General features: G+C 64.4%; 6 protein-coding genes. 2 read left to right on the top strand and 4 right to left on the bottom strand.

The features are described 5' to 3' along the window. Window positions 1-215: 215 nt before the first annotated feature. Complete coding sequence (locus tag RT460_RS19300; RefSeq protein ID WP_313321343.1) at window positions 216-815, bottom strand: nitroreductase family protein; 600 nt, start codon at window positions 813-815, stop codon at window positions 216-218. A 335-nt stretch (window positions 816-1150) separates the two neighbouring features. On the opposite strand from RT460_RS19300, the gene RT460_RS19295 reads away from it, so the two are divergent. Continuing rightward, the gene (locus tag RT460_RS19295) at window positions 1151-1972 is read left to right on the top strand and encodes a methyltransferase domain-containing protein (RefSeq protein ID WP_313321342.1); all 822 of its coding nucleotides are present in this window, start codon (window positions 1151-1153) and stop codon (window positions 1970-1972) included. Here RT460_RS19295 and RT460_RS19290 read toward each other — a convergent pair. Genes RT460_RS19290 through RT460_RS19280 form a run of 3 tightly spaced genes read right to left on the bottom strand, consistent with a single transcriptional unit; the run spans window position 1966 to window position 5577 of the window. Continuing rightward, window positions 1966-3021, bottom strand: a complete 1056-nt coding sequence (locus tag RT460_RS19290; protein ID WP_313321341.1) for a metal-dependent hydrolase — start codon at window positions 3019-3021, stop codon at window positions 1966-1968. The genes RT460_RS19295 and RT460_RS19290 overlap by 7 nt on opposite strands. 37 nt (window positions 3022-3058) lie before the next feature. Beyond that, window positions 3059-3868 carry a UDP-2,3-diacylglucosamine diphosphatase gene (locus RT460_RS19285; RefSeq protein ID WP_313321340.1) on the bottom strand — a complete coding sequence of 270 codons (810 nt, stop codon included), beginning with the start codon at window positions 3866-3868 and terminating at the stop codon, window positions 3059-3061. Beyond that, complete coding sequence (locus RT460_RS19280) at window positions 3865-5577, bottom strand: lysophospholipid acyltransferase family protein (protein ID WP_313321339.1); 1713 nt, start codon at window positions 5575-5577, stop codon at window positions 3865-3867. Before RT460_RS19280 ends, RT460_RS19285 begins: the two co-directional genes overlap by 4 nt. A 194-nt stretch (window positions 5578-5771) precedes the next feature. On the opposite strand from RT460_RS19280, the gene metK reads away from it, so the two are divergent. Further along, on the top strand, window positions 5772-6868 hold a 1097-nt coding region (gene metK / locus RT460_RS19275; RefSeq protein WP_313321338.1), incomplete at its 3' end, for a methionine adenosyltransferase.

Here is a 6868-nt window from a genome sequence, read left to right as displayed (position 1 = left end):
TGGGTTTATCGGGAAAGCTTCTGCCGAGCATGGCTCGGCACTACCCGGTGGGTTTGTCGGGAAAGCTTCTGCCGAGCATGGCTCGGCACTACCGGCCGGCGACGCTGTTTGGAGATGCCTTTCGCGTTTACTGACAAAAAAAACCCGCCAGAGGTTCCTGGCGGGTCCTTTCGACTGCAGGCAGCGCGCGGGGGAGAGAACCGCGCCGCCCTGGATCAGCCGAAAACCTTGAAGCGGGCTTCGTCTTCCATGTAGTTCTTCTCGCCGAACGGGGCTTCGTTGGACCCGAACGGCATCTGCGCACGCAGCTGCCAGTTGCCGTGGATGTTCCATTCCTTGCGAACGGCCTCGTCCACCAGCGGGTTGTAGTGCTGCAGGCTGGCGCCGATGCCGGCGTCGGCCAATGCAGTCCATACCGCGAACTGGGCCATGCCGTTGGACTGTTCAGCCCACACCGGGAAGTTGTCGGCGTACAAGGCGAACTGCTCCTGCAGGCTCTTCACCACGTCGGTATCGACGAAATACAGCACGGTGCCGGCACCGGCGGCGAAGCTGTTGAGCTTGCCTTCGGTCGCCGCAAAGGCATCGGCCGGCACGATCTTGCGCAGCGCGTCCTTGGTCAGTTCCCAGAACTTCTGGCTTTCGGCGCCGAACAGGATCAGTGCCCGCGAGGACTGCGCATTGAAGGCCGAGGGGGCTTCACGCATAGCCTGCTTGATCAGTTCGGAGGTTTCGTCCTGGCTGATCGGCACATTCTTGCCGAGGGCATACTGGGAACGGCGCTTCTTGAAGAGGGAAATGACTTGGCTGCTCATGATCGATTCCTTGGAGGGATAAGCAGACCGGCGTCACAGCCGATCCGTGCTTGATGGCTGCCATTGTATTTGTCGGCAAAATTGGAACAATTACCCAAATTTCAATGATTCGTTTCATTTTCGCAACAAATGCACATTTTGCGTTCCCCCGGGCCGATCGGACTGTTCCCGGCCCGGAGCCGCGCGCTGAGAACCAACGGCTATAAGCAACGCGCCCGTTGCAGGCCTTGCTGCATCTGGATTGCCCCGCCCACCGCAATGCTGGGTTCCGTTGCGCATGCGCCGCAATAACGTGGGCTGGCGATACTTCCGGGCTTACTGAACGACGCTGCCCCATGACCCTCAACGACTTCCCCTACCTGCATGGTTTTTCCGCCACCGAACAGGCACGCCTGCGCAAACAGGCGCGGCTGTTCGAGCCGGCGATCTTCCATGACATCGACTTCCGCAATGCCCGCCACATCCTTGAAGTGGGCAGCGGCGTAGGTGCGCAGACCGAGATCCTGCTGCGCCGCTTCCCGGAGCTGCGGGTAACCGGCATCGACCTCAACGAACGCCAGTTGGCCGCCGCCAATGCCCATCTGGCTGAAATGCCGTGGCTGCGCGAACGCGCCGAATTCCAACGCGCCAACGCTAGCGATCTCCCGTTCGAGCCGCGCAGCTTTGACGGCGCCTTCCTGTGCTGGGTGTTGGAACACATCCCCTCGCCCGCCCGGGCGCTGGCCGAAGTACGGCGCGTGTTGAGCCCTGGCTCGCCGGTTTTTGTCACCGAGGTGATGAACGCTTCGTTCCTGCTCGACCCGTATTCGCCCAACCTGTGGCGCTACTGGATGGCCTTCAACGACTTCCAGATCGACAGCGGTGGCGACCCGTTTGTCGGCGCCAAGCTGGGCAACCTGCTGCTGGCCGGCGGCTTCCGCGATGTGCAGACGCAGACCAAGACCGTACACCTGGACAACCGCGAGCCGGCGCGGCGCAAGGTGATGTTCGCGCTGTGGGAAGAGCTGCTGCTGTCAGCCGCTGAACAGTTGCTGGAGGCGGGCAAGGTCGACCAGGCCACCGTGGATGGCATGCGTGCCGAGTTCACCCAGGTGCAGAACGACCCCAACGCGGTGTTCTTCTATTCCTTCGTGCAGGCCCGTGCCACGGTCTACTGAGTGGTGGCAGCGCCGGTTGCCACCGGCGCCTGCCAGATACGCTGCCACATCTGCGCCAAACGTTGCTTGAGCACATCGCGGTTGCCGGCCTGCCGATACGCAGGCTGCACTTGCCGTGGCGGCATCGCCTGCCACTGGCCATCGCGTTCGCTGGCAACGGCGAAGTTGAAGTTGTAGTCCGGCTCCAGGCCCATGCGCAGGTCGCTCAGCACCAGCTCACCATCCACTACCTGTGCGCGCATGAAGCCGTGGTTGAACCACTCCAGCCGTTGCACGGCTGGAACAACGGCGGCTTGCCGCAGCGCCTGCACGTTCGATGGATAGCCTTCAAACTGCATCGGCCCGTGATCGGCCCATAGCGAACGATCACCGACCACATAGCCCTGCGGGGTCATCGCCACCACCCGCCACAGCAAGGTATTGAACGGCATCGGTACCGAGAAGCGCGGCGCGTCGGCTAGCCCCATATGTGCCAACGACTGCGCGGCAACGCGGTCAACCTGCGCCTTGGCAATCAATGACCACCCCAGATAACCGGTGCTCAACACCAATCCCGCCACCAGCGCGCGTTGCGCCAGCGGCCGTGCCCGCGCAAACCAGGCAATACCGCAGGCAATCAGCAGCCACACCGTATACAGCGGGTCGATGATGAAGACGCTGGACCACATGGTCGGCGGGGGCGTCAGTGGCCACCACAGTTGTGTGCCGTAGACGGTGAAGGCATCCAGCAGCGGATGGGTGACCAGCGCCAGCACGATGGCCCACCACCAGCGCACCGGTGCCTGCGCCACCCGACCATGGCCAAAGCGTCGATACAGCCACCAGATCAGCGTGCCCAGCAACGGCAGCACGAACAGCGAATGGCTGAAGCTGCGGTGCACCGTCATCAGGCTCACCGGATTGTCGGTGAAGGCCATGATCAGCAGCCCGTCCAGGTCTGGCAGCGTGGCCAAGGCCGCGCCGGCCAGCAAGGCAGCGCGGCGATGCGCGGCGGGGGTGATGGCGGCGGCGATCGCACCGCCCAGAACGATCTGGCTGAGGGAATCCATGCGCCGATGCTAGCAAGCAGCAGCGCGGGCTGTCGGCTCAGGCCGCCTGGGGCTGGCCTTGGCTAAGCACCGCGCCCGGCAGGCACGCCAGGCTGCGACCGGAATGATCCAGTAGCCGCAGGCTGCCGTCCGGGTCTTCGGCCAGTGCGGTCAGGCTTTCGACCCAGTCGCCATCGTTGGCATAAACCAGGCCGTCGCGCTCGACCAGCGCGGCCCGATGGATATGCCCACAGACAATGCCGTCCAGCCCACGCCTGCGCACATCATCCAACCCCGCCTGCACGAAGCGCTCGATATAGCGCTCGGCCGCACCGCTCTGTCGCTTGAGGAACTCCGACAGCGACCAGTAACGCATGCCGAGGCGACGCCGCGCCGCATTGAGCAGGCGATTGCCGGTAAGGATGCGGTAGTACAGCCAGTCGCCAAAGCGTTCCTGCAGGCCGCCGTAGTGGGTGATGCCGTCGTAATCCCCATGCACCACCAGCAGACGCCGGCCGTCGGCAGTCGTGTGGATGGCGCGCCGGCGCACCTGCATGGCCGGCAGCATCAACCCGCATGTCCGCCGCAACGGCGCATCGTGGTTGCCGGGGATGTAGATGATCTCGGTGCCGGCGCGGCGCAAGGCATGCAGCGCTTCGATCACCTCGTTATGCGCGTGCTGCCAACTGGCACGTTTATGCGCCAACCACCACAGATCAACGATATCCCCCACCAGGTACAGGCGAGCACAGCGCAGCCCGGCCAGGAATTTCGCCAACTCGGCCGCATGGCAATGGCGGGCGCCCAGATGCGTATCGGAAATGAACACCGCGCGCCGATACGGCGGCAATACCGGCACCGCGTTCATGCCATTGCCCCGGCATCGCGCAGATAGCGCTTTCGCTTGTGCGGGCGGATTGCCTGCAGGTCGACTTCGATCAGACCGTCGATTGAATCGCTGAAGTCCGGGTCCACCCCGAAGGCGAGGAAGCGGGCGCCGCCGGGCTCGCACAAGTCCGTGTATTGCCGGTACAAGGTGGGGACGTTGGCCCCCAGGGACGCCAGGTTGGCCTTGAGCACATCAAACGCAGCCTGTGCATCCAACTGGCCGAAACTCGGCGGCGCGGCAAAGTACTGGAACGGGCGGTTTGACTCGGCAAGCGTACGACCGGCGCCGTAGTACTGCTGGTAGTAGGCCACCAACTGCTCGCGCGCATCGCGCGGTAGTGCAGCGCTGATCGACACCGCACCAAACAGGTAGCGGATACCTGGCTGGGTCGCCAGATAGGCGCCGATACCCTGCCACAGATAGTCCAGGCTACGGCTGCCCCAGTAATCGGGCACCACGAAGCTGCGACCAAGCTCCAGGCCTTCGGCGATGCGCGGGATGGCATCGTCCGAGTATCGGAACAGGCCTGCCGTGTACAGGCCCTGCAAGCCGTGACGGGCCAGCGCAGGCGCACCGCGCATGACCCGGTACGCGCCGGCAATGCGCTGTGCCGGAGCATCCCAGACCACGATGTGCTGGTAGTGCGGATCAAAGTCATCCAGGTCACGGCTGCGGCCGGTACCCTCGCCCACCGCGCGAAAGGTCAGTTCACGCAGCCGGCCAAGCTCCAGCAGCAAGGGCGAACCGGCGGCACAGCGGGCAAGGCGGATCTGCTTGCCATCGCCGGTGCAGCCCAGCAGGTCGGCGGTCTCGATGGCGGCGGCGACCTGCGCGGCGGCAACCGCTTCAGCCAAGGGCTCCGGCACCGTCTCGCCCTGCTCGGCAGCGCGCTGTGCCTTGCCCAGCGCATACAGCGCGTCACGTACGGCCTGCAGTTGCTGCGCGGGCGCCTGATCGTCGCCCAACTGCATCAACTGACCCACCTGCAGGCGCAATGGCCGCTTGCGGCGGGCGAACATCTCCCTTGCCAGCAGGGCGGTCCCGGCCGGTTTGAACACCGCCGAGGCGCCGTAGAACAGCGCCGAGTTGCGCGCCTGTACCCGCACCGGCAACACCGGCGTCTGGCAAGCCCGCGCAAACCTGACGAAACCGCGGTTCCAGCGGCCATCGCGGATGCCCTGCAATGACAGCCGCGAGACCTCCCCGGCCGGGAACACGATCACACACTGCTCGGCCTGCAGCGCCTGTTCCACTGCCTGCAGGCTGGCGCGCTGGGCACGGCCACCGAGGATGCGCACCGGCAGCAACAGCTCGCGCAGGGGTTCCAGCTCCAACAGCATGTCATTGGCAATGATCCGCACGTCGCTGCGTACCTTGCCCACCGCGTCCAGCAGCGCCAGCGCATCCAGTGCGCCGGAAGGATGGTTGGCAACGATCAGCAGCCGGCCTGTTGCCGGGATACGGGCCAGCGCCGCCGGTTCCACCGCGTAGGCGGCATCCAGGAAGCCCAGCGCGGCGCCAACAAAGGCGAAGCCTCGCAGCCCGGCACTGCGCTGCAGGAAGGCATCCATCTGCTCAAAACGTGACCAGCGCCCCACTGTGCGCAACAACGGCCGGGCCAGATGCCCGCGCGGACCGTGGAACCAATCGGGATAGCGCTGTTGCAGGCGATGCTCGATCCGTTGCATGGCAAAGTCTCCCTGTCGGCCCATTGGCCGGCAGCCTGCGCCCGCGACAAGGCAGCCCGGTTGCGGATTTGCGGCAATTTGGTGACCCCGCCTTAACCGGATGGAAACAACTGCACCTGCACTATTCCGTCAAGGGGCCGACCGTGTATCATTCGCGCCCATCTTTCCATCCGAATCAAGGGATATATAGCCCGATGTCCAGCTACCTGTTCACCTCCGAATCGGTCTCCGAAGGCCATCCGGACAAGATTGCCGACCAGATCTCCGATGCGGTGCTGGACGCGATCCTGACCCAGGACAAGCGCGCCCGCGTGGCCTGCGAAACCCTGGTCAAGACCGGTGCGGCAATTGTCGCCGGTGAAGTGACCACCTCGGCGTGGGTCGATATCGAAGAACTGACCCGCAACGTCATCAACGAAATCGGCTACGACAACTCCAACGTCGGCTTCGACGGCCACACCTGCGCCATCATCAACATGCTGGGCAAGCAGTCGCCGGATATCGCTGCCGGTGTTGACGGCACCAACAAAAAGGCCAAGAAGCCGGAAGAGCAAGGCGCTGGTGACCAGGGCCTGATGTTCGGCTATGCCTGCAATGAAGCCCCGGAATACATGCCGGCGCCGATCTACTACTCGCACCGTCTGGTCGAGCAGCAGGCCAAGGTCCGCAAGAAGAAGAATTCGCCGCTGCCGTGGCTGCGCCCGGACGCCAAGAGCCAGGTGACCCTGCGTTACGGCCAGGACGGCAAGATCGAAGGTCTGGACGCCGTGGTGCTGTCGACCCAGCACGACCCGGGCGTGAAGCAGAAGGACCTGATCGAGGCCGTGCGCGAGCACATCCTCAAGCCGGTCCTGCCGAAGGCATGGCTGGACAAGCTGCCGAAGAACAAGGTGCACATCAACCCGACCGGTATCTTCGTGATCGGCGGCCCGGTGGGCGATTGCGGCCTGACCGGTCGCAAGATCATCGTCGACACCTACGGCGGCATGGCCCGTCACGGTGGTGGCGCGTTCTCCGGCAAGGACCCGTCCAAGGTTGACCGTTCGGCTGCTTACGCTGCCCGTTACGTCGCCAAGAACGTCGTCGCTGCTGGCCTGGCCGACAAGTGCGAAGTGCAGGTTTCCTACGCCATCGGCGTGGCCGAGCCGACCTCGATCTCGGTCACCACCTTCGGCACCGGCAAGATTCCGGACGCACAGATCGAAAAGCTGATCCGTGCCCACTTCGACCTGCGCCCGTACGGCATCATCAAGATGCTGGACCTGATCCACCCGATGTACCAGCAGACCGC

Origin of the sequence: Stenotrophomonas sp., assembly GCF_032061965.1 — a bacterium.
Classification (GTDB): domain Bacteria; phylum Pseudomonadota; class Gammaproteobacteria; order Xanthomonadales; family Xanthomonadaceae; genus Stenotrophomonas.
Note: the sequence above shows the minus strand (reverse complement) of the source record. Positions and strands in the feature narration are given on the sequence as shown.